Annotated in this window: 19 protein-coding genes; 14 read left to right on the forward strand and 5 right to left on the reverse strand. The window is 69.4% G+C overall.

From position 1 onward, the window contains the following. Positions 1 to 8: 8 nt before the first annotated feature. From ACFV0G_RS00425 to ACFV0G_RS00440, 4 genes are all read right to left on the reverse strand, one after another. Entirely contained in the window at positions 9 to 4,430 is a 4,422-nt protein-coding gene (locus ACFV0G_RS00425; protein WP_380539096.1) for an FtsK/SpoIIIE domain-containing protein, read from the reverse strand. A 34-nt stretch (positions 4,431 to 4,464) separates the two neighbouring features. Next, on the reverse strand, positions 4,465 to 6,012 hold the full coding sequence (locus tag ACFV0G_RS00430) for an RICIN domain-containing protein (protein WP_380539099.1): 1,548 nt from the start codon (positions 6,010 to 6,012) through the stop codon (positions 4,465 to 4,467). Next, positions 6,009 to 6,590 carry a sigma-70 family RNA polymerase sigma factor gene (locus ACFV0G_RS00435; protein WP_380539102.1) on the reverse strand — a complete coding sequence of 194 codons (582 nt, stop codon included), beginning with the start codon at positions 6,588 to 6,590 and terminating at the stop codon, positions 6,009 to 6,011. Before ACFV0G_RS00435 ends, ACFV0G_RS00430 begins: the two co-directional genes overlap by 4 nt. Before the next feature lie 338 nt (positions 6,591 to 6,928). Next, entirely contained in the window at positions 6,929 to 7,498 is a 570-nt protein-coding gene (locus ACFV0G_RS00440) for a hypothetical protein (RefSeq protein ID WP_380539105.1), read from the reverse strand. A 455-nt stretch (positions 7,499 to 7,953) separates the two neighbouring features. Here ACFV0G_RS00440 and ACFV0G_RS00445 point away from each other — a divergent pair, with 455 nt between their 5' ends. Continuing rightward, positions 7,954 to 8,286, forward strand: a complete 333-nt coding sequence (locus ACFV0G_RS00445) for a DUF192 domain-containing protein (RefSeq protein ID WP_380539108.1) — start codon at positions 7,954 to 7,956, stop codon at positions 8,284 to 8,286. Positions 8,287 to 8,484: 198 nt separating this feature from the next. Beyond that, the gene (locus ACFV0G_RS00450; protein ID WP_380539111.1) at positions 8,485 to 9,969 is read left to right on the forward strand and encodes an APC family permease; all 1,485 of its coding nucleotides are present in this window, start codon (positions 8,485 to 8,487) and stop codon (positions 9,967 to 9,969) included. A gap of 334 nt (positions 9,970 to 10,303) precedes the next feature. Here ACFV0G_RS00450 and ACFV0G_RS00455 read toward each other — a convergent pair whose 3' ends face one another. Further along, on the reverse strand, positions 10,304 to 10,459 hold the full coding sequence (locus ACFV0G_RS00455) for a transposase (protein ID WP_380539114.1): 156 nt from the start codon (positions 10,457 to 10,459) through the stop codon (positions 10,304 to 10,306). A gap of 189 nt (positions 10,460 to 10,648) precedes the next feature. On the opposite strand from ACFV0G_RS00455, the gene ACFV0G_RS00460 reads away from it, so the two are divergent. From ACFV0G_RS00460 to ACFV0G_RS00515, 12 genes are all read left to right on the forward strand, one after another. Beyond that, positions 10,649 to 10,879 (forward strand): hypothetical protein, encoded by a 231-nt coding sequence (locus ACFV0G_RS00460; RefSeq protein ID WP_380539117.1) that lies wholly within the window; start codon positions 10,649 to 10,651, stop codon positions 10,877 to 10,879. A 15-nt stretch (positions 10,880 to 10,894) separates the two neighbouring features. Further along, positions 10,895 to 11,521 (forward strand): hypothetical protein, encoded by a 627-nt coding sequence (locus tag ACFV0G_RS00465; RefSeq protein ID WP_380539120.1) that lies wholly within the window; start codon positions 10,895 to 10,897, stop codon positions 11,519 to 11,521. Positions 11,522 to 11,684: 163 nt separating this feature from the next. Further along, positions 11,685 to 12,626, forward strand: coding sequence for an ABC transporter substrate-binding protein (locus tag ACFV0G_RS00470; protein WP_380539123.1), 942 nt, complete (start codon positions 11,685 to 11,687; stop codon positions 12,624 to 12,626). Positions 12,627 to 12,850: 224 nt separating this feature from the next. Beyond that, positions 12,851 to 12,997 carry a hypothetical protein gene (locus tag ACFV0G_RS00475; RefSeq protein ID WP_380539126.1) on the forward strand — a complete coding sequence of 49 codons (147 nt, stop codon included), beginning with the start codon at positions 12,851 to 12,853 and terminating at the stop codon, positions 12,995 to 12,997. A 102-nt stretch (positions 12,998 to 13,099) separates the two neighbouring features. After that, the gene (locus tag ACFV0G_RS00480; protein ID WP_380539129.1) at positions 13,100 to 13,678 is read left to right on the forward strand and encodes a DUF5317 family protein; all 579 of its coding nucleotides are present in this window, start codon (positions 13,100 to 13,102) and stop codon (positions 13,676 to 13,678) included. A 196-nt stretch (positions 13,679 to 13,874) separates the two neighbouring features. Continuing rightward, positions 13,875 to 14,693, forward strand: a complete 819-nt coding sequence (locus ACFV0G_RS00485) for an LPXTG cell wall anchor domain-containing protein (RefSeq protein ID WP_380539132.1) — start codon at positions 13,875 to 13,877, stop codon at positions 14,691 to 14,693. 88 nt (positions 14,694 to 14,781) lie between these two features. Further along, positions 14,782 to 16,350, forward strand: a complete 1,569-nt coding sequence (locus ACFV0G_RS00490) for a hypothetical protein (protein WP_380539135.1) — start codon at positions 14,782 to 14,784, stop codon at positions 16,348 to 16,350. Positions 16,351 to 16,456: 106 nt separating this feature from the next. Next, on the forward strand, positions 16,457 to 17,107 hold the full coding sequence (locus ACFV0G_RS00495; RefSeq protein ID WP_380539138.1) for a hypothetical protein: 651 nt from the start codon (positions 16,457 to 16,459) through the stop codon (positions 17,105 to 17,107). Continuing rightward, positions 17,104 to 17,532 (forward strand): hypothetical protein, encoded by a 429-nt coding sequence (locus ACFV0G_RS00500; protein ID WP_380539145.1) that lies wholly within the window; start codon positions 17,104 to 17,106, stop codon positions 17,530 to 17,532. Before ACFV0G_RS00495 ends, ACFV0G_RS00500 begins: the two co-directional genes overlap by 4 nt. Positions 17,533 to 17,830: 298 nt before the next feature. Beyond that, complete coding sequence (locus ACFV0G_RS00505) at positions 17,831 to 18,409, forward strand: TetR/AcrR family transcriptional regulator (protein ID WP_380539148.1); 579 nt, start codon at positions 17,831 to 17,833, stop codon at positions 18,407 to 18,409. Positions 18,410 to 19,642: 1,233 nt separating this feature from the next. Next, positions 19,643 to 19,960 carry a WXG100 family type VII secretion target gene (locus ACFV0G_RS00510; RefSeq protein WP_380539150.1) on the forward strand — a complete coding sequence of 106 codons (318 nt, stop codon included), beginning with the start codon at positions 19,643 to 19,645 and terminating at the stop codon, positions 19,958 to 19,960. Between the two features lie 39 nt (positions 19,961 to 19,999). Next, on the forward strand, positions 20,000 to 20,293 hold the full coding sequence (locus ACFV0G_RS00515) for a WXG100 family type VII secretion target (RefSeq protein ID WP_380539153.1): 294 nt from the start codon (positions 20,000 to 20,002) through the stop codon (positions 20,291 to 20,293). Positions 20,294 to 20,418: the final 125 nt, after the last annotated feature.

Below are 20,418 nucleotides of genomic sequence, written 5' to 3' on the forward strand. Positions count from 1 at the left end.
GATGGCTGTCAGGCGGGCCGGCGGGGGCCGGGCACCCGCAGCGTCGTGTGCGGTACAAGGACGGAGACGGGTGCGGCCGAGCGAGGGTCCGTCAGGTAGGCCCGGCCGGGCCGCACCGGGCGGCGCACCAGGTCCGGTGAGAGCCTGGCGCCGATCAGGTCGCCTTCGACCATGCTCTGCGGGCTGAGCAGGACCCCTTGGCGGGCGCGCCGGGCGTCTCCCAGCCACCCCATCATCACCTGGCCGAGGAGGTCTCCGGTTCCTGCGTACACCAGGCCGATGGCCCGGTCGCGGCCGGTTGCCACGATCTCCCGCAGCGCGGGGTCGATGCCGCTGCGATCGAGCAGGTCGGCGTCGTCGACCAGGAGGGCCGTCGGGCCTGTCGTGGCGCTCAGGACAGCGTGCAGGTCGGCGGCCGACGGGTCGGGGGCGGTGAGGACGGCCAGGACGTCGGGCAGTTCGGCCAGCCGCCTGACGGGGGAGGGGCGGGGCGCGAGCACGATCAGCCGTGTGCCGCCGGCGAGCAGCGACAGCCCCATGGTCAGCAGCAATGTGCTGCGGCCGGACCCGGACGGTCCGGCCACCGCGCACACGCCCGATCGCCCTGCGAGGTCGATGCCGTGTACGGACAGGTCGTCCCCGCCCACGCCGACCATGGCCCACAGCGGGCGCCGCAGGGGTTCCGGTACTTGTTGGAGCGCTTCAGTGAAGCCGATCGCGGAGGGCAGCGAGGCGATCCGTCCGGGGCGCAGAGCCGCGGGCACGTTCGCGTCCCGTGCCACTGCGGTGGCAGCGATCCGCCGCAGGCCGTCGGCTTGGCTCTGGCCGCGGCGGTCCGCGCTCAGGACAGCGATCTGGATGGCGGCACCGCCGCGGGAGAGCCAGCCCATTCCGGGGCGGATGACGGTGGGCAGTCGGCTGCTGGACAGGCCGATGCCGGTGTAGTCGGTGCGTTCCGCCAAACGCAGCAGAAGCCTGTTGTCATTGAGGCTCCCGATCCGGCCGCCGAGCAGAGCCCGATCCGAAGTCATCACCAGATGGATTCCGGCGGCGGCGCCCTCGCGCAGCAGCAGGACGACCTGCTCCAAGAGGCGTCCGCCGTCGAATTCGGTCAGCACGGCGAACAGCGCGTCCCAGCCGTCGATCATCAGCACCAGGTGCGGTGGCCTGCGTTCCTCCGGGAGGGCGCCGCGCAGCTCGGTGATGTCGGCTGCGCTGTGCTCTGCCAGGGCGGTCTGCCGGCGGTGCAGCTCCTCGGCGGTCCGGGCCAGCAGCCGTTCGATGCGTTCCAGATCGCCGCGGGGCACGACGGCGCCGCAGTGCGGCAGTTCCTGCAGAACGGTCAGTGCGCCGCCGGCGGCGTCGATGGCGTAGAGATGGACGTCCGCGCAGGAATGAGCACGGGCGAGGGCGCCGGCCAGGGTCCGTAGCACCTGGGACCGTCCGGAGCGCGGTGCGCCCATCACGGACAGGTGGCCGAAGGAGGCGAAGTCCATCGTGAGGGGGGCCTGTCGCTGGTGCGCGGGTTCGTCGACCAGGCCGTACGGGACGGGGGCGAGAGCGCCGGTGGCGGCCGGTGGTGCGGGCAGGTCCTCCAGGAGGAGCACGTCGGGCAGTGGGGGGAGCCAGGGACTGGGGGCGCGTTCCAGGCCGAGGCCGGCGGCAGCAGAGCTGATGGCATCGACGAGGAGGGAGAGATCGGTGCGGCCGGGCGGAGCGCCGTCCGCGGCGGGGGCCACCGGAGGCGCCACGGGGCGTCCCAGCTGGTGCCAGGGGATGGCGAGTGCCCATCCCTGTGGCGCGGCCTGTGGCCTGTCATCGCATGGGGCTCCCACGAAGCCCGCCTGGAACGGCACCATTTGGCCGTGGCCGAGTCTGGCCAGTGCCCGGCCCGGCGTGTTGGTGGAGATCGTCACCGCGTCGTTGCAGTCGATGACGTCGTGGCTCTCGCTTGCCTCGGTCACCCGCAGGGCGATGCGCAGATTGGTGTTGGCCCTGATGTCGCCGTTGACCACGCCAGTGGGTCGTTGGGTGGCGAGGACGAGGTGCAGGCCCAGGCTGCGGCCCCGTTGGGCGATGCCGACCAGGCCGGGAACGAATCGCTCCACCTCCCGCACCAGGGTGGCGAACTCGTCGATCACCAGGACCAGGCGGGCCAGCGCAGGCAGCGACGGGTCTGCGGCGCGCATCGCCTGGTACTCCTCGATGTCCTTGGCGGCGGCGGCTGCCAGGATGTGCTCGCGGCGGTGGAGCTCGGCGCTCAGCGATTCCAGGGCTCGTTCGGTGAGGTGCGCGTCCAGGTCGGTGACCATGCCGAGGACGTGCGGCAGTCGTGCACAGTCTTTGAAGGCACTGCCGCCCTTGTAGTCCACCAGGACGAACGACAACTCGTCGGGGCGGTTGACCAGGGCGAGCGAGACCACGAGGGACTGCAGTAGCTCCGACTTGCCGGCCCCGGTTGTGCCTGCGATCAGGGCGTGCGGCCCGTCGCGGACCAGGTCCACCGTGAACGGGTTCGCGTATCCGGCGCCGAGGACGACCGACGTGCCGCAGGGCTGTCGTGTCCAGCGATCGCGCAGCGCATCCGGGGTGAGCGGGCCCCAACCCGGCAAGTCGACCAGGCGTACCGAGGCTGGTAGCGCCGTCTCGTCGCCGACGCTCACATCGCGTATCGGTGCGAGCGCTCGGGCGATGCGCTCGCACCAGGCGGCGTCCACCAGGTCGGCCCGTGCCCGGTGGACCGGGTCGTGCCCCTGGATGCGCACGGTGACGCCGCCGGCCTCCTCGGCCACGACTGCGTGGGCTTCTTCCGGGAGCAGCCGTTCCAGGCGGTCCAGGCAGATGCTGAACACTCCCACGGCCGGGCCCTCCTGCAGGACCTGGACGACGCCGGGGACGTCGCGCAGGCCGCGCGCGCCGTCGAGGACGACCAGGATGTCCGGTCCGGCGGCGGAGGCCGCGCCGAACGCGGACCGGCGGGCACGGGCGCGTTCCTCGATGAGGGAGACCAGCTCGGTGACCCGGTGGCCGACCGTCTCGGGGTCGGTGCCGACCGCAGCCCCGGGCCCGGGCCCTGCCCACGGCCGGGCATGCGGCAGCCATCGGATCCAGCTCCAGTCCTCCTCCCGGCCGCCCGGGCACAGCAGGCACAGCCGCAGGTCGCGTGAGCTGTGCAGGGTCACGGCCTGGGCAATGAGCCACCGGCTGAGGGGGAGACGGACGGCGGCGGTGCCCGCGATGCCCACCACGCCGGCCTCGGTGAGGGGCAGCAGCACCGGGGCGTCCCGGATCACCGGCGGGTCCTCTGGCGCCGTCGTCTCGGGAGCCATGTTCTCCACCACCACGTCGGACGGCTGGTCCGCAGTGCCGACCCGCAGTACCAGCCAGTCCGTGTCCTTGCGTCGCCTCTCCCACAGGCGGCGGCCGGGCCCGCAGGCGGTGAGGGCGGCCTGCGCCGGGTCGGGGTGGGAGGAGCGTCTGATCAGGCGCTCCGACTCCACGGCGGCGGCAATGTCGTCCTCCGCGCAGGCGAGTCGCTCCTGGTACTCCAGGCACTGCCGGCGGTAGCTGAGTCTTCCGTGTCGGCGGTCGTTGACGTACGAGGCGATGGCCATCACGGGGCTGAAACAGGCGAACAGCAGGAAGTAGGGGTGACGGAAGAACACCGCCATGGCGATGCCCATGGCCAGCGGCGCGGCAGCCATCAAGACGGGCAGGGGTCTGCGGGCCGGCCGGGCGGGTGGCGTGGGCAGGCGGAAGCGATGGGAGACGGGCAGCGGGTGGATGCGCGGCGGCCTGTTGTAGTCGAGACCGAGTTCGCCCTGTGAGGGCTGGACGGCCGCGTCGGCAGCGGACGGGGCGGTGATCTCCAGCAGAACGGTGCCCAGGGCCAGCTGAGTGCCGGCGGGGCAGGGCTCCTGCGCGACGAGGGCCTCGCCGTCCAGCAGTGCCCCCGGGTCAGGTCCAGGTGAGACACACAGGACCCCGTCGGGGCCCACGGTGAGGCTGACAGCCCGTTCGGGCACTCCCTCTTGCCGAAGCCGGATCGCGCAGCCATCGAGCGATCCGATGTCGTACACCGCCGCCCGGAGCCGGTACACCAGCCCGGCTCCGGGCCCCGAGACGACGCGCAATTCGGCGAGCACGGGGCCCCGGCCGCGGACCTGGCCGGCCCGTGCATGCCCGTTGGCCGTCGCCGGGGCGTCCACACCGAGCACACAGCCGTCGCGGAGCGGAGCCTCGTCCAGACGCGCCCCGGGGTCGAGCAAGGTGGTGCCCAGGTACAGGTCGGTCACCGGAGCACCCCAGTGGTGGGCCAGGATTTCGGTGAGCGCGGCCACCTGCATGTCCGGGGTCACCCCGACGGCAACGTCACTGACGGCGTCGTCGGGTCGGGCCGTGCTGAGGAAGAGTCGCTGCAGCTCGGTCATACCGGCTCCTCGGGATGGTGGTGGCGAGCGCGGGTCAGGGAGACACTCGGCGCAGCCCGGCGGGAAGGACGGGCACAGGTGGGGGCGCGGAGGCGGGCGGCGCCGGGTCCGGGTGGGCCGCGTCGCCGTAGGCGGTTCTGACGGTCAGGCCCAGTGGCGTGGCGGTGAGAGTCCCGTCCTGCGCGGCCTCGAGGACCCACCGGGTACCAGGGGGGTCGGCTCCGACCACGACGGCGCGCAGCCACCGGCGGTCGGCCAGGAACTGCTCCAACCGCAGGGTGTCTTCGGGTGAAGGTTCGGCGCAGAACAGCACTGCTGCCTCACCGGTGTCCGGCGAGGCGGCCAGCTCGTCGAGCAGGGACGACAGCGTGCGGCCGTCCGGTGCGAGGTCGCCACTCAGGTGCAGTGCCACCGGTAGGGAGCGATGCCCGGCGGTGATCTGGCGGATCAGCGATCGTGCCACGGCCGCGCGTCGCGCCTGGTCCCCGCCGAGGGCGATCAGGCCGGGGGCCCGGAACAGGTCGACGAGCACGCTTGCATGATCGGCCGACCCCAGAACGACGTAGCAGGACGGCGTATCCCCGGACGGTGCGGGCAGGGCGGCGATCGCATCCCGGGGGAGGGACCAGGTGCGGATATCGCTGCTGCGCCGCCAGGGCCCGGGCGGCTCGGGCAGGTCGGTGCCCGCCAGTTTGACGGTGACGTGCTGGTCGGCACAGAGCACCGCATATGCCCAGGGTGTCGGTGCGACCCCGCTGTTGTCGGTCACTGCTTCGGCCGCGTTGACGACCTGGTCGGCGAGGAGCGCAAGGCGGTGGTCCGCGAGGTGCGCCGCCAAGCGGAGTGCGTCCGCCGCACGCTTGCGCCTCGCCGGGACCCGGGAACGGCCCGGGCCTCGTGGGCCGGCCTTGCGTCTGCGGGTGTGGCGCAGCAGCAGGGTGCCCAGCAGCATGAGGACGGCTGCGGATGCGGCCACCGCCGCGCCGAGCCCGAGACGGCCGGATGACGGGGAGGCCGCGGGAGCGGAAGGCGGCGAGGAATCCGGGGTGGCGGGCGGGCTGTCGGCAGGGGTGACGGGATCGAAGCGCCAGACCTGCGCCTGATCGGTGCCGCAGGGCCGTCCGGCCAGCTGGCGTGCGGGGCCGAGGTCGGTCAGGCAGTTGCCGTAGCGGGTGTTGTGGATGCGGTAGCCCTGGGAGACGGCCTCCAGCGACCAGATCTGCTCACTGGTTCCGTGGAATACGGCCCCGGTTGCCAGTGTGCCCGAGTCTTCTTCCAGCACGCGTACCTGGCCCTCGGGCGTTCGCACCTCCAGCACGGTCCCGCCCTCGTAGCGGCCGACCTGCCAGATCTGGCTCCACTCGCCGCCGGTCTGCTGGGCCACGACCGGGAGCCGGTCGGCTGTCCGGCCCCGGGGGAAGAGGTTGGCCACTCGGTCGGTTCCGATGTTGCTGATCAGCGCACTGGGATACGGCGGTGCCGGGCTGCTGTCGGCCGGGGTGAGGGCGGACGCCGTCGGCGCGACGCCGAGTGCCGCGAGCACGGCCGCCCCCGGCAGCAGCGTCCTGCGGGCCGGTTTCAAAGGCCCGCCACCCCGCTGATCCCGCGCTCGTGCAAGACACGGCGCATGGCCCGGACCGCCTTGTGCATCCTCGATTTGACCGTGCCCGGTGGGACGCCCAGTAGTGCCGCTGCTTCCGGACCGGATCGGCCCAGGTAGTGCACGTGCAGTAGCACTTCCCGATGGGCCGGGAGGAGCTGTGCCAAGGCGTCGGCGAGCATGTGTCCCAGGAGGGCGTTGTCCAGGCCCTCCTCGTCCGGTAGGTCTGCCATTTCCTCTGCGCTCACCTCGTACGGGCGTGCGTGCTTGCGCCGCACGGAGTCGATGACGAGATTGCGGGCCACTGTGAACAGCCACGGGCGAGGGGAGGTCTGCTGCGGCGCCAGTGTGGCGGAGTGGAACCACGCTCGCAGGAATGTCTCCTGGACGATGTCCTCGGCGCTGTGCGGGTCGTTGGGAACGAGCCGGCCGACGTAGTTCAGCAGGCAGTCGCCGTAGCTCTCGTAGAGCCGGCGGACGAAGGCGTCCCGTTCCTCCCACCAGCCGTCTGCGGGACCGGGGCACTCAAGTGTCTTCGGCCTGGGTCGGATGGCTTCCATCGCAACGTCCTCGTCTGTGCCGGCCGTGGCGTTCCGCGTCGTCCCAGAAAGGGCGGACACCCGGGCGTCGCGGCACGGACGAGAATGAGGACCGTTCCTGCCAAGCACCTTGGGGAACCACGTTCCGGGGACCATAACGGGCACCACAGGAGCCGGGCATGGGCCCATGGGTCGACTTGTCCGGGCCGCACCTGGGCCCAGGGCCCCATAAGTCACCGAATCCATTGAAACGACGGCACGTCCGGTTCTGAATTCACATCAGCGGGTAGCGCGGCTCCCGTTCGGTAGCCGGTCCCGTCGATGGAGGTATTCGTGGCACGCACGGCGCGCACCGTTGTTCAAGGCACCGCGATCGCGCTGCTCACGAGCGTCCCGGTTCTCGGCATCATCACAGCGGCGGCTGCGGACACGCCGGACCCGGGGCCCACCCCGTCGGCGGGTTCACTGCTGCCGACCACCATGACGCCCGCGCCGCCTACTGTGTCGCAGAGTGAGTCACAGCCGGACACGCCGACAACCGCCAAAACCTCGCCGTCGCGCAACGCCACGCACACGGCCACCTTCTCTGAGCCCAGCCCACTGACCGCCAAGCCCTCGCCCAGTGAGACCACCCCCTCGCAGACGGCCACGCCGGTGGCGCCCGACCCATCGGATACACCCAGCGAGACCGCCACGGCGCCTGCCCCCTCCCAGACGTCTACGCCGGTACCGCCCAGCCCGTCGGACACGCCCACCGACCCGGTGCCGCCTACGCCGACGGACATCCCGACCACGCCGGTACCGCCCAGCCCCTCGGACACCCCTACCGACCCGGTACCGCCCAGCCCGTCGGACACACCCACCGACCCGGTGCCGCCTACGCCGACGGACATCCCGACCACGCCGGTACCGCCCAGCCCCTCGGACACCCCTACCGACCCGGTACCGTCTCCCGACCCGGTTGGCAGCCCGCCGACACCTTCGGCCGACCCGCACCCCACACCCGTGCCGTCTGATCCCGTACCTGTGTCCCCGGCGCCGACAGCATCTGTATCCCGCACGTCTCCGGTGGCCGTGGCAACAACCGGTTCACCGGCCGGAGAAATCGGGACGGCTGCGTCCTCGGGGCCTGGCAGCCGGTCGCAGGCCACTGCCTCTGCGTCGGCAGACGCGGGCACCGGCCGGTTGGCCCAGACCGGGGACGAGCCCCCGTCGGGCCTGCTGGTCGGAGTGGCCCTGACCGTCCTGGGCCTGGGCGCGACGCTCCTGCTCGGGGCCCGTCGGCTCTTTGTCGGCCGGGGGCGGCACCGCTGATCGAAATGCGGGGTGTGGACAGGTGCAGCTGCGTATAGAGTCCCGCGACGCCCGGGGCATGATCTTGTGCGTGGACGGCCGGCAGGTGGGCCGGGTCCGGACCGCGACGTCCGTGCGGGCGCGAGCCAGGGGGCTGCTGGGCTTGGACGGCATCGACGGTGCGCTCCTGCTGTCACCGGCCTCCGCGGTTCATACCCTTGGTATGCGCTTTCCGATCGATGTGGCCTACCTGGACCGCGAGCTGGTGGTCCTGGCGACCACGGCGATGCGGCCGTGGGTCCTCGGGCGTCCCCGACTGCGGGCCCGGCATGTGCTGGAGGCCGAGGCGGGGTGCTGGCGTGCCTGGGGCCTTGAGCCGGGTTGCGCCCTCGCCCTCTCCGATGAATCGCTCATCCAGGGCTAAATGATAAGGAAGGTGCTATACCGGTCTGAACAGGTCGCGCGCCGAGCGTAGATCTTTTGACGTGTTCAGTTTGGGCGCCGCGAGGCCCCGATGCTCCCGACGCGCAGACGGCGGATGCCGCGCATTCCGCCCCGGCTGATCGACGGCCCCAGCTCCGTCACCGCGAGACGAGGCCGCTCTCCAGGGAGTCGATCCACGTTGATCCGGAACCCGCAAGACCCGTCCGCAGACGGCAGAGCCCAGCCGGGCCTGCGCGGCGAACTGTCCACCCCCAAGGTAGCCGCTCTGTCCCTATCCGCTGCAGCCCCGCTGGTCGCCATCGCCGGCACCGTCCCCCTGTCGATATCGATCGGAAACGGGGCAGGCGTTCCCGGCACCTACGTCCTGGCGACCGTGACCCTCCTCTGCTTCGCCGTCGGTTACGCCGCGATCAGTCGGCGGGTCTCCTCCAGTGGCGGGTTCTACACCTACATCCTCAGATCACTCGGCCGCCCACCGGCAGCCGCCGCCGGAGCGCTCGCGCTCATCGCCTACAACGCCCTGGCCATCGCTCTCGCCGGAGGCATCGGCTACTTCACCCCACTCGTCATCCAGATGCTCCTGGACCGCAGCCCGCCCTGGTGGCCCTTCAGCTTCCTGTTCATCGCGGTGATGGCGGTCATGGGCTATCGCAGGATCGAGCTGTCCGGACGCATACTCGCGGTTCTCATGACCCTCGAGATCTCGATCCTGGTGGTCCTGGACGCGGCAATCATGATCACCGAAGGCGCCTCGGCATTCCCCACCACCGCTTTTGCCCCGCACACCGTGTTCTCCGGCGCGCCCGGCGTGGCCCTGATGTTCGCCTTCGGCTCGTTCTGCGGGTTCGAGGCCATCGCCGTGTACGCCCGCGAGACCCGGAACCCGGAACGCAGCATCCCCCGCGCCACCTACGTCTCCGTCCTGGTGATCGGCGTCTTCTTCTGCCTGACGTCCTGGATCGCGGTCGGCGCGCTGGGCGTCGACAATGCCCGCGCCACCGCTGAGGAGAAGCAAGGACTGCTCTTTCTGGGGCTGGCCCGCAGCTACCTCGGCACCACCATGATGTCGATCCTCGCCGTCCTGATCATCACATCGGCCTTCGCCTGCCTGCTGGCAGCCCACAACGCCTCCGCCCGATATCTCTACACGCTGGGCCGGGAAGGTCTCATGCCCAAAGCGGTCGGCCGTGCGCACCCCAGTCACCGTTCACCGCACACCGCGAGCCTCATCCAGTCGGCCCTGTGCGTCGCAGTGGTCGCCGCCTATGCCCTGGCAGGCCTTGATCCCTACCGAAACCTCACCACCACGATGAGTGGTGTCTCCACCCTCGGCATCGTGTTCCTGGAGGTGCTGGTCTCCGGCGCAATCATCGTCTACTTCTGGAACGCCCCTGCCAGGCACTGGTGGCGCACCATTGCCGCGCCGTCCATCGCCTGCACAGGCCTGCTGGCAGCAAGCGTGCTGATCTGGCTCAACTTCGACACCCTTGCCGGCACCGAATCTACCCTCGTCAACAGCTTTCCATGGCTGGTGGTGGCACTCGCCCTGTCCGCCGCCGCCTGGACTCTGATCCTGCGTTCCCGCAACCCCGCCTCCTACGTGCTCCTCGGCAGCACCCTTGACGACCAGGAAAAGCCTGCATCGCCCCCTCAAACGCGCTGACTCGGAGCCTGCAAGGCTCCCAGAACTCCCTCCTGGGGGCTGGCCCGAGTTCACGCCCTGTCTGGCGTTCCCGCCCGAGATGAGGACGGCGGTGCACTCCTGACGAAGAGCCCCTGCCTTACCAGCCGGCACCGCTGCAAGGTCTGCACGATCGCCGGGTGGCGGGCACCGAGATCGGAGACCGCCGGCTCCTGACGGGCCTGCTCGGTCGCGGCGGTGCAGATCGACTTGAGCGCCGGCGCCAGCTTGGGGCGGCCGCGTTTGACACGAACATGGGCAGGCCCGGATCAAGGGGATCGCGCAGGTCTGAACCGTGACGCGGGGCCAGTCGCGGTCACGGCCTCCAGCAGGCCCCAAGCCCGTCGCAGGAGACGATGCGCACGTCCCCGATGCCGCGGTTGCGCAGCTCGGACAGCACCGCCATCCACGTGCCCGCGCCCTCGCTCTCGGAGCCGACCCACAGGACCAGCACGTCCTTGCACCCGTTCATGTCGACCCGACCGCGAGGTAGACCGGCGGGACCGCCAAGCCGCGCCCGACAACGGCGCGGCAGGTGGGAACCGCGCTCCGTCAGGCGGACGAGGATTTCAAATAGGCCTCCGAGCCCTGTCCAGGGCGAAAGACCGGCTTCTACGATCACACCAAAACCCACATCATCGGGGGGTACGAAGGAGGGGTCATGCTGGAGAGATTCGTCATCGCACTCCATGTGCTGGCGACCGAGGGGCGGCGGAGAGCAGCCCTGGCCGTCCAGGGCAAGGACCGTGGACAGACATCCCTTGAATACCTGGGAATCGCCGTCTTCGTTGTGGCGGTGATCGTGGCACTGCTCAACACAAAGCTGGGAGACTCCATCGGATCTGCCCTCGCCGGATTCGTCGACCAGCTCAAAGGCAAGGCCGGCGGCTGACGGGGAACGATAAGAGTGCCCCCTTCACCGCACAGCCCTGACCGCGAGGACGGTCAGGTTGCCCTGCTTCTCCTCGCCGCCTGCGCTGCATTCCTGCTCCTCGGTGCCGCGATCTTCCAGGTCGGTCTCAGTTCGGACCTAAGAGGTCGTGGACGCACTGCGGCGGATGCCGCGGCCCTGGCCGCGGCCACCGAGCTCGAAGCCGGCTGGAGCCGCCAACTCGGCGAAGCTGCCGACACGGGAGACTGGGCCCGCGTGAGGGACCTGCTCGCGGGCGCCCCGGCAGCGGACGACCCGGCTGTCCGTGAGGCTGCCCAGGACTACGCGGCCCGCAACGACGCGCAACTTGCCGAGTACTCGAGCCACGATGCCGACATCAGCGTGGGCGTCGTCACCGACGGGGCGGTTCACGGCAACCTGGTCGAGCGCGCCGAGGTCCACGGCGAGGCCCGCGCCAGCGCGGGTGTTCGGCTGCGCTGTACCCTCCGTCCACCTGCGTCCGCACCCTCGGGCTGGCAGGCGCCCGCGCCGCCCGTTCCCACTCGGCTCGATTGTCCAGGAAGGCCCCAGATCCCCCTTGCCAAGGGGAGCGAAAGGGCACTGAAGTCCGCCGACCTCTTTACTGTCCGCCTGGTCAGCTGACGCACCCGCACCTGTTCAGCCAGGCGACCCGCCGACCTGCGAAGGCTGGGCTCCGGGGCCCACGAATCAGGGCCCGGCCAGGCCTTCTGCCCGCTGTGCCGCCCGCAATACATTCGGCGTCCGCGCAGGACACCCCCGCCTCTTAGGACGCCGAGAGGCCCAGATGCGAAGCCCGGAGCCCGTGTTGACCAGATCAAGAGTCGGCCGGACCGCAGTCGTGGCCGTGGGCCTGACACTGCTCGCCGTGTCGGGTTGCGCTTCGCCGACAGAGTCGTCGAACCGCGCACCGGATCTCCTGCACAGACTCCCCAAGGAGTACCAGCAGTCCCGGGAAATCCTCGTGGGCTCCGACTTCAGGACCCCTCCCCTTGAGTACCGAGGGGAGGCCGGTGTGCCCACCGGCATGGAGGTCGACCTGGCCACAGCCATCAGCGAGCAGCTCGGTGTGCGATTCAAGTTCGTCGATACACCCTTCGACGGCCTCATCCGCGGGCTCAATGCCAAGACCTACGACATGATTCTCTCCGGCATGACGGACACCCCGGAGCGCCAGGCCGGCACCCAACAAGGCCAGAGCCCAACCGTCGGCGGAGTGGACTTCGTCGACTACTTCATGGCCGGCTCCGCTGTCGTGACAGCCAAGGGCAACCCGAAACGGATCTCCTCCTTCGACGACCTGTGCGGAAAGTCCGTCGCGCTCAGGTCCGGGACCATCTACCAGGACTTCACCGAGCGCCAGTCCCAGTACTGCAGCAGCTCGAAGGCGAACAAGAGCGGGATAGTGATCGAGCCGGTGCAGTCCGAGGCCGAGGCTTTCTCCGCGGTCGCGAGCGGCAGGGCGGACGCGACCATGACGGACTACCCCGTAGCGGTGTACCAGGTCCGAACCGTCACAGAGGGGGCCGGGCTTGAACTGGCGGTGAGTCAGATCCGCCCCAAGCCGTACGGCATGGCGGTACGCAAAGGAGACAACGCTTTGGCGGAAACGCTCGTCAAGGCCGTGGACAGGCTGATATCGAGCGGCACCTACGAGGCCATCCTGAAGAAATGGCACGTAGAACAGGGGGCCGTATATTCGGCACTGATCAACTCGGCCGATAATTGACTTAGGACTGCGTGCCCATTCTGGCCCGGGAGGGCTTCGGCTGAGGGCTTTTCGGGTGTAAGTTGCGGATGGGAAGCCAAGGGAGTGCCCTTCCCCTCGGGGCTGACGTCTCATGCCGGCTCCGGGAATTGCGCGGATTTTCGTACGGACTCTTCCGTGCGTTCGCGCAATGCTCCTCCTCTCGAACCGCCGATCACGGTTCCAGTCCTCAAGGAGTGAGTGCAATGGGTGGAAAACGGATCAGGAACTTCATGGAGAGCCCCCCGGCGCGGGTCGTGACGATCCTCGCCGGCATCACGGTGCTGGTTGCCACCGCCGCCGCGTGGGGCTGGGGCGGCTGGCCGTCCTCCGGCATGTGGGTCACGTTCTGATCGACCGGATGGCCGACGGGGCCGCGCTGCCGCCGGCCATCCGTATCACGTCTCGGGTGCGCCCGCACTCGCGGGGATGCGCCTACACGGTGGGGAGGCCTGATGCTTGCCCTCGCCCCCGTCGTCGCAGGTCTCCTCCTCGGATGGCTCACCGGAGGCCAACTGCGCGCCATTGCTGCCGCCCGATTTCGTCGCGGATGGGTACTGCTCCTCGGGGCAGCAGCTGGTGGCTGCCACTCGCATTGGGACGCCGCCCGCCATGCCACTGAGCGGATCCACGTGCCACTGCTGGCGCTTTCCTACCTCGCGCTCGCCGCTTGGGGCGTGCTCAATCTGGCACATGTCCCGCCACACATGTCCCGAAGCGTCGCCATGGTGGGCACCGGAGCCATGCTGAACGCCGCCGTCATCACGGTCAACGGCCGCATGCCAGTCGCAACATCCGTCCTCGGGCAGCCCGCACGCGATTTCGCCCAGTTGTCCGACAAGCACGAACAAATGACACCGAGCACCGGCTTGCCATGGCTCGGTGACGTCATGCCGATGGCCGGCGGCCATCTCATGGTCAGCCTCGGCGACATCCTCCTCGTTTTCGGCTGTGTGATGTTGCTGTCTGCGATGATGCGCAGACCGAGTGCAGCCCGACACCGCCGGGAAAAACACGGCGGCCGGACCCCGTAGCGCATTTTTCGACCTTTTGAACAGGGTCCAGTAGATCAATTTTAGTGGCCCACTAAAAGGCGGCACTCGCCGTTGGCGGTCGTATAGCATCAGGCCGGTCCGAATTCACTCGAACCGGTAGGCGCCGCCTGCCCAGGCCGCGCCTTCTGCCACGCCTGCTCACACCCCGCCAGGTCATCCCCTGAAGGAGCAATCAGTGCAGTTCCACCTGCCGACCGCCCGTGGCATCGCCGGCGCCGGCGCCCTCGCGGCCGCCATGCCCTTTCTGCTCGCCATACCTGCCCACGCGGCAGCGGCCGCGCAGCAGTGCCCGCCTGCGGGTGTGCAGCATTCCTTGGACGGCGGCAAGACGTGGACCACCACCTTCACCGTTCAAGGTCCGGCCCCTTCCGTGATCGCCGTACGGCTCACTTCACCGCCCCCGGCAGGCTGCCACTACGCGGTGTCCCTGGCGTCCTACAGCACCGAGGGCCCCACCTGGAGCACCTCGGGAACCCAGAAGTTCCTCGGCTGGGCCACGACCCTGATCGACCAGCAGAACCCCGTGGCGAAACTGGACATCGGGGCCTACAAGCCCACCTGCTTCGGCCAGATCGACCTCTACGGCGGCAACCGCAAGTTCGACGGCGCCCAGGCACCGCTGCCCAGATACCCGGACAGCGCCGTCCCCTCGAACATGATCGCCGCCTGGAACGGCGGCACCGCCTGCGCGACGCCGTCCCCCTCGCCGACCAACCCTGCACCGAAGCCAACCCCCTCGCCCTCGACGCACAGCCCTGCACCTACGCCATCACACAGCAACAGCCCCACGCCCGCCCCCGAGCCCTCCCGCAGCGCTGCGCCCGTCCCCCCGGTCTCCTCTGCACCCCCCGGCACCCCCATGGCGTCCCCGCCGTCGCTGGCCCAGACCGGCAGCAGCGGCACGGGCCTGATCGCCGGCCTGTCCGCCGTCATCCTCGCCATCGGTTGCGGTGTGCTCTACCTCACCCGCCGTAGCCGCAACCGCAGGCACTGACCCCTCCCCGGCGCACAGGCCGGAATAGTGCCGGAGTTGGAACCTGAGGCCCTGAACACGGGGCAACGGGAAAACCTATCGTCCGGTCATGAGGCAACGCATACGGAAGTGCGTCAAGGAGGACACCGGCATCGCCTCGGTGGAGTACCTGGGAACGGCCGTACTCGTCGCAGTGGTCGTCGGCTCCATCCTGATGTCCAACCCCGGAGCCGACACCTCGGGCGGACTCGCCCAACAGGCCTGCCGACTGATTCAGGCAGGCTCGCAGGAACTCGGCGTACCAGGACCGGGTAACTGCGGCACGGCCTCGAACGCCCGGGATACGATCCCCGGCAACCCTGCCCCATCGCCGACCCCGCCCGCGTCCGGTTGGCATCCGCCGGGCTACCAACCACCCCACGGCTGGAACCCGCCCGCGCCACCCGAGGGCTGGAACCCACCCGGACTCGAGGCCAGCCGCATGCAGATCGTCCTCTCCTGCACCGACCGCGCGGTACAAGAGGCCGGCGGTGGCGGAGTTACCCTCTTCGGTCTCCATGTCGGCGGCAGCTCCACCAAAGCCATGGAACTGCGCGGGGACGGCAGCGCCTGGGTGACCAAACAGGGCCAGGGCGAGATCGGAATCGACATGGTGCTGGGTGCTACCTCCGCCGACGGATCCGTCGGCCTCGGCGGGGGCATCAAGGCCAACCTGACAGGCAGCTACACCAGAAATTACCACTACAACGACTGGCGCAAGGCCGAGAGCTTCTACCACGACGGCGACAACGCCCACGACGCGGACTCCCGCACCTTCGACGTTGGGGTCCAAGCCGGGGGCTTTGTCGGCTTCGGCCCTGCGTCGGCAGATGCGAGCATCACCGGCGGAGGGAATTACACCGTCTTTGACAACCCCGAGGTCTACGGCAACTTCGGATCGAGGTACACGGGGTATCTCTCCGGCAAGGCCTCCCTGGGGTTGAACTTTGCCATCGCGGGCGGCAAGGGAAAAGTCGCCGGGGTGGCCTCGTACAGCGTGGTCTACGACCGCAACGGTGAGCCGGACCACCTGATCTTCAACGCCGAGGGCACGGCACAGGGCAGTGGACAAGCCCAGCTTCCCGGCGTCGGCCCCGTTGGCGGGGCGCTCGGCGGTGGCGGGGGAGGAGGCACCAAGTGGACGCACCAGTGGTATCTGGACCTGCATGACCCGCTGAACCGCTCGGCGTTCGATCGCGCATTCTCGCGGAGAGGCTGGTTTGCGGTTCCGAACCTGGTGGACCTCGACAACGGCTTCGGTCCGATGGCCGACCTGGCCGACCGGATCCGGCAGGACAGCATCGAGGTCGAATCGCAGTACGCGATGAGCGGCGATGGCGCTGAACTGGGCGCGAAGCCCAACGACCCCAAGAAATGGGGCGGCACCGTCGGCGCCGCCATCCTCAGCTTCGGCATCGAAGGACAGGGCTCCCAAGGCACCTCCCAGCTCCAAGGCGACGACACCGTCACCCTGGACCACCACGTCCCCGGCGCCACTTGGCGCCCGCTGAGCGACTACAACCTCTGCGGCAAGAGCTACTTCGCCTACTGCGAACAGGAGTACGGCTACGACAAATGCCCCAGCGCCACAGGACGGCTACGTTCCGGCGACGACGCCCGTAGCAACGAGGTGCTCTGAACCACCAGGTGCTGTCAGCCGGCGTGCCCTGGGCCCCGGGACCCTTGCCCGGCCCCTACCCCACCGGCATACGGTCGACCACCAGCCGAACCGACCGAGGTGCGCCATGAACCTGGACCGGTCGCTCACCGCCGCAGCCTTCCTGCTCACCGCTGCCACCACTCTGGCCGGTTGCAGCGGCACACCGAGCCATAGCCCATCCGCGACCAGATTGCCCTCGGCGAGCCCCAGCTATGCGCCCGCCGTGCCGCCCGGCTGGATCCGCGACCGAGTGGACGGCCTGACGTTCGCGCACCCGGCCGATCTCGTTCCCCGGCCGGCCACCGAACGCGCCCAGCCGAGTGCGGCAATCGAGCTCGGCGGACCGGTCTCGGCACAGGTGCCCATCTCCCCGGGATTCTTCGTCTTCGAGCAGACCAGCGGGTACGGGAGCGCAGACGCCCAGGCCGCAGTGACCATCAGCAACTACAAGGCCAGACTGGGCAGCGACCCTTCGAGGCCCGCCGTGCGTCCCACCGTCCCCGGAGCCGAGACCGCCATCATGCTGGAGTTCGACTTCCCGTACACGGACGGACACCAGCCCACGCCCGTCGCCAGCCGCCAGTTCGAGATCTACGTCCAGACACCCGGCGCAGGGCCCCTGTACGGCATCCGCTTCGGCGGACCTGCGACCTATCTGACCCCGGACCTGGGGGAGCGGCTGGTCGACACCCTGCGGCTGACCCCGGCCCCGGCGACGACCGCGGGGAAGCCGTGACCAAGCCGCGGCCGAAGACGCGCGCGGTGCTGCGTGTCGCGATGCTCGGCGCGCCTTCCGCATTTGCCCTCACCTGGGCGTTGCGGGCGACGTCCGCCTGGTGGGTGGAGTCGATCGGATACACGACCCTCTCCGTCGTCGCTGTCGTGCTGGAAGCCGCCGTGAGCGGGGTGGCTGGGTATGCGGGGGCCGCCTCATTGTGTGTCGAGAGCGGGAGGCGGCGCGCCGCGGTGATGTCGGCCGCCACCGGGGGATGTCTGGGATGGGGCGTATACCCTGGGGTCTCCTTGGCCGCCGACGGATCAGGCGCGCTGTTGGTGCACGCCTTGTATACCGATGTGCTGCTGTGTGTGGTCTCCGCTGCCGCTGGCGGCCTGCTCGCCTCGCTGGCGGCCGATCGCGGCGGCACACGGAGGACTCGATAGTCTCGACTGAGCCGGCCCTGGTGACACGGCCGGCCTGTGTCTGCTGGAGTGTTCTTGACAGCCATGTGCAGCGGATCTATAACGGAGATGACCCAAGCTATTGCTTAGAATATCCCCGGTGCGCCGTGCTGGCAGCGCTGCTTCATCCAGTGGCGTGCTGAAGCGGTGAAATTCTCCGGTGGGGCGAGGAGCTGCTGGCACTATGGCGAACAGGCCAGTACCCCCCTCCCCGACCCCAGCAGAAGACTTCCCCCAGCTTCGACGTCGGACGCCCGTGCAGGCGCGTGCCCGGCGGACCGTGGAGAAGATCCTCGCCGCCGCTGCCGAGATCCTCGCGGAGTCGGGGCTGCCAGGGCTGAACACCAACGCGATTGCGGCGCGTGCCGAGGTCAACGTCGCCACTCTCTACTCCTACTTCCCGGACAAGATTGCGATCCTCCAGGAGCTGTCGGCGCGGTTCGAGGACATCCGCGGCCGGTACTTCGCGGACCGCATCGAGGCGCTCGCGACCGCGCCCGACTGGCGGCTCCTGACCCAGGAGATCATCCTCAGGCTCGCGCAGTTCCGTGCCGAGGTGGCCGGGGGAGTGGCCCTGCGCCGCGCGCTGCAGGCCGTGCCCGAGCTGGGGGAGATCGACGACTCCTCGACCCGGCGCAGCGCGGGCTACCTGGCGGACGCCATGTGTCTGCGAAACCCGCGGCTGAGCCGGGACCGGGCCTACGTGGTCGCGCTCGTGACCTCCGAGACCGTCAGCCGGCTGCTGGACCTGGCGTTCCGCGACCGCACCTGCGACAAGGAACTCCTGGACGAGACGATCACCATCTGCCAGGCCTACATGGCACCGTACTGCGATGTTCCGGAGCCCGGCCGACCCTGACCAACCCGCCTGACACGGCGCTCGCTTCGAGGACCGGCAGTGTCAGCTCCGGAAGGAGAAAGTCGGCGGATTCACCAAAGGCGGCGGCCCGCTGGGGCCGACTGCTCGGCACCGCAATGCCGGGTGGCGCGGACCTTCGATGGGTCCCCGCGCCGTGCGAGCCGTACAAGCAGCCGGTCTGCGTTCTGCGGACGTCCTCGCCGAGGCGACGTGTGCCAATGTTCCGGACATTGGGCCGCGACCGCCCGGATGTAGTTGCCTGGTGATCGCCGAGACCGTTGCCCGGCTCATAGGACTGACGACCGTACAGCGAGGCAGTGCTGGAGGAAGCGCGGACCGTTGCCAGACGGTACCTGCCGCCCTGTGTCATACCGGAGCCGGGGGCTCAGGCGCCAGCCTTGCCTGCGGGGCGTCAGCCCGAATATTTCCCACTCCGCATGCCCGAGTCTGATGGGACTTCGGGCTCATGCTCAGCCGCCGGCCAAGCCCGCAGCTTCCCGGCGCTCCGCAGCTACATCAACTGGCCCTGTGCTGTGAAATGCGACACTCACCAGTCGTCCTCCGGGCCATGGCCTGGACGTTGGCGGCGCTGCCGCTCGGAACGCCTTCGCCCATGCAACGGGTCACTGCCTCCGGGGCACTGGCGGGCTGAAGAATGCCCGGCTGTTTGTTGAAACCCGGCCCGATCTGATGTCCAAGGCGGTCGCAGACTTCACACCGCGGAGCACCTCGGCGCCCCGCCACTGGGTCGAACACAGGGTAACGACTGCGTCGGCAAGGGCCTGACGGCGCCTCACTTCACGTCACCACTCCCGCCGAGGCCCGCAGAACCTGGCCGCGAGTGCCTTCCAGTAAGCCGGCCGCCGGCGGACCAAGGTCCTGACTCCCAGTCCTGACAACGTCCTCTACGGCGAGGGTACTGCTCCACCAGGTGGGCGTTCCGACCATTCAGCCGATCAACTCTCCGCGTCCCCCGGGCCAGGTCGACACCGGAAGCGCGGTCGACATCGAGATCGACCACACCAGTGGAGCCACGGTGCCGTGTTCTCCTCCGGGGTGGCGAGCTCGCTCAGCACCGTCCCCACCAGCTGGCTCTGAAACCCCCGGCCCGGGGGCTCGTCCGAAATGGGCCCGCAGGCCCTGTCCGGTGATTTGCCGGACTCCTAGCGTTTAGCCGAACAGGGGGGCAGTCGCCGTGCGCGCTCCCTTCACTCGAGACAAGAGGCGGTATTCGTGCCCGCGAACTTCAATTTCGTCGACACCAACGCCATGCGCACTGCGGTGGGGCGATTCGAGGAGACCCAGACCGGACTCCAGTCGGTTCTGCGCAGCGTTGAAACGCACCTGGCCACCCTCTCTGCCAGCTACACCGGTGAGACTGCCCGTCAGTACCAGCAGCTGATGCAGGAGTGGACCGGCCAGTGCAACCGGATCTCCGGCGACCTGGGCTTCATGGTGGACAACCTCAACCAGAACATCCGGCTGTACGAGGCCAACCAGTCCACCAACCAGGAGGCCGTCGCCTCGCTCCGCAACCAGTTCACCCTCTGATCTACCGGCCTTCACTCACCCATACCCAGCGAGGAATCGATGAGCGCGCAGTACAGCATGAAGTTCGGCGAGGTGGAGACCGTCGTCGGCGACCTCGGCAAGGCCAACAACGACATCAAGCAGCTGCTGAACCAGTTGGAGAACAATGTCAAGCAGCTGATCGAGCACTGGTCCGGCGACGCCGTCGAAAACTACACCGTGAAGCAGCAGGACTGGACCAACGCCTGCAGCAAGCTGGACGAGGCCCTCCGTACCTCGGGTGTCGCGCTGGAGCACATCCTCGACAACACCAAGCTCGCCGAGCGGCAGGCCGCGAGCGTCTTCGGCCGCTGACCCGGCCGGCTTGACGGCGGGTGGCGGCCCCCCAATTTTTGGGGCGGGGCCCCCCCCCCCCCGGGGGGGCCCGGGGCCAACAAGAGAGGCCCAAACAAAAAGGGGGGAGCGATACATTGGAGGGG

It is taken from the genome of Kitasatospora sp. NPDC059571 (assembly GCF_042735675.1).
Lineage (GTDB): Bacteria > Actinomycetota > Actinomycetes > Streptomycetales > Streptomycetaceae > Kitasatospora.

Excerpts from the sequence above, each read along its gene's own strand:
- ACFV0G_RS00425 (WP_380539096.1), bottom strand. The coding sequence starts at position 4,430 with ATGACCGAGCTGCAGCGACTCTTCCTCAGCACGGCCCGACCCGACGAC.
- ACFV0G_RS00435 (WP_380539102.1), bottom strand. The coding sequence starts at position 6,590 with ATGGAAGCCATCCGACCCAGGCCGAAGACACTTGAGTGCCCCGGTCCC.
- ACFV0G_RS00455 (WP_380539114.1), bottom strand. The coding sequence starts at position 10,459 with ATGAACGGGTGCAAGGACGTGCTGGTCCTGTGGGTCGGCTCCGAGAGC.
- ACFV0G_RS00460 (WP_380539117.1), top strand. The coding sequence starts at position 10,649 with ATGCTGGAGAGATTCGTCATCGCACTCCATGTGCTGGCGACCGAGGGG.
- ACFV0G_RS00470 (WP_380539123.1), top strand. The coding sequence starts at position 11,685 with ATGCGAAGCCCGGAGCCCGTGTTGACCAGATCAAGAGTCGGCCGGACC.
- ACFV0G_RS00475 (WP_380539126.1), top strand. The coding sequence starts at position 12,851 with ATGGGTGGAAAACGGATCAGGAACTTCATGGAGAGCCCCCCGGCGCGG.
- ACFV0G_RS00480 (WP_380539129.1), top strand. The coding sequence starts at position 13,100 with ATGCTTGCCCTCGCCCCCGTCGTCGCAGGTCTCCTCCTCGGATGGCTC.
- ACFV0G_RS00490 (WP_380539135.1), top strand. The coding sequence starts at position 14,782 with ATGAGGCAACGCATACGGAAGTGCGTCAAGGAGGACACCGGCATCGCC.
- ACFV0G_RS00495 (WP_380539138.1), top strand. The coding sequence starts at position 16,457 with ATGAACCTGGACCGGTCGCTCACCGCCGCAGCCTTCCTGCTCACCGCT.
- ACFV0G_RS00515 (WP_380539153.1), top strand. The coding sequence starts at position 20,000 with ATGAGCGCGCAGTACAGCATGAAGTTCGGCGAGGTGGAGACCGTCGTC.